This window comes from Neisseria sp. P0001.S005 (assembly GCF_051963715.1).
The window spans coordinates 1-1,390 of sequence record NZ_JBQCTZ010000399.1; the positions used below are offsets into that span (position 1 = coordinate 1).

Here is a 1,390-nt window from a genome sequence, read left to right on the forward strand (position 1 = left end):
AGGAAGTTTTTTTCATGGGAGTGTCCTGAATATTGGGTTGATATGTGTTTATTGTTTGTTTTGACCGGCAGATTCACTGTCTGCGTTTTTTTCGGCAAAGCTGGTCATGAATTTGCCGATAAGGTTTTCCAAAACCATGGCGGAGCTGGTGACGGTAATGGTGTCGCCTGCCGCCAAAGAATCAGTATCGCCGCCTTGTTGCAGGCCGATGTATTGTTCGCCCAACAAGCCTGAAGTCAGGATTTGTGCGGAAACGTCGCTGCTGAACTGATATTGACTGTCCAGATTGAGGGCAACTTTTGCCTGATAGGATTTAGGGTCGAGCTGAATGGATGCAACGCGGCCCACCAGTACGCCTGCGGATTTGACCGGAGCGTTGGTTTTCAAGCCGCCGATGTCGCTGAAATCGGCATAGACGGTGTAGGTTTGAGAGGATTTGCCGAACGATTGCCCGCCGGCGGCTCGGAAGGCGAGAAAGCCGATAGCGGCTGCGCCCAGTAAGACAAACAGTCCTACCCAAAATTCCAAAGCATTTTTTTTCATGTGCTATTGTCCTTGTTTCATTCTTTTTAAGTGTCGTTTCAGACGGCCTTTAGTCGGTAAACATCCATGCGGTCAACATGAAGTCGACGGCGAGGATAGTCAGGGCGGAAGACACTACGGTGCGTGTACTGGCGCGCAAAATACCTTCGGAAGTCGGTACGCAGTGGAAGCCCTGATGTACGGCGATCAGCGTAACGGCTACGCCGAAGGCGGCGGATTTGATTAAGCCGTTGAGTACGTCGTAATGGAAGGTAATGTTGTTTTGCATTTGCGACCAGAAAATACCGCCGTCCAAACCCAGCCATTCGACGCCGACCAAATACGCGCCGTAAATGCCGGCAACATTGAAAATTGATGCCAACAAAGGCATGGAAAACACACCCGCCCAAAAGCGCGGCGCAACCACGCGTGCCACGGGGTCGACCGCCATCACGTTCATTGCTTCAAGCTGCTCGGTGGTTTTCATCAAACCGATTTCACTGGTCATGGCACCGCCCGCGCTGCTGGCAAACAGAATAGCCGCCAATACGGGACCCAATTCGCGCAACAGGGAAGCGGCAACCATATAGCCCAAAATATCGGCGGATTTGAATTTTGCCAGCTGCGTATAGCCCTGCAAGCCCAATACCATGCCGACAAACAGGCCGGAGACGGCAACAATCAGGACAGACAACACGCCTGCAAAGTAAACCTGGCGGATGCTCAGGCGCGGGCGGGCAAACGCCGTACCTGATTTGGCCAGGATCTGCAGGAAAAACAGCGTAATGCTGCCCAGCGATTGGATGAAGCCGAGGGTTTTTGCCCCGACGGAACGGATAAAATTCATAGGTTTCAGTTGATTGGTTAA

General features: G+C 52.2%; 2 protein-coding genes. Both read right to left on the reverse strand.

Features of this window, described 5'->3' with window-relative positions; translation table 11 throughout:
- Nucleotides 1-48: 48 nt before the first annotated feature.
- Complete coding sequence (gene mlaD / locus ACTHSP_RS20565) at nt 49-543, reverse strand: outer membrane lipid asymmetry maintenance protein MlaD (RefSeq protein WP_049329454.1); 495 nt, start codon at nt 541-543, stop codon at nt 49-51.
- A gap of 49 nt (nt 544-592) precedes the next feature.
- Nucleotides 593-1,369, reverse strand: coding sequence for a lipid asymmetry maintenance ABC transporter permease subunit MlaE (gene mlaE, locus ACTHSP_RS20570; protein ID WP_003683792.1), 777 nt, complete (start codon nt 1,367-1,369; stop codon nt 593-595).
- Nucleotides 1,370-1,390: the final 21 nt, after the last annotated feature.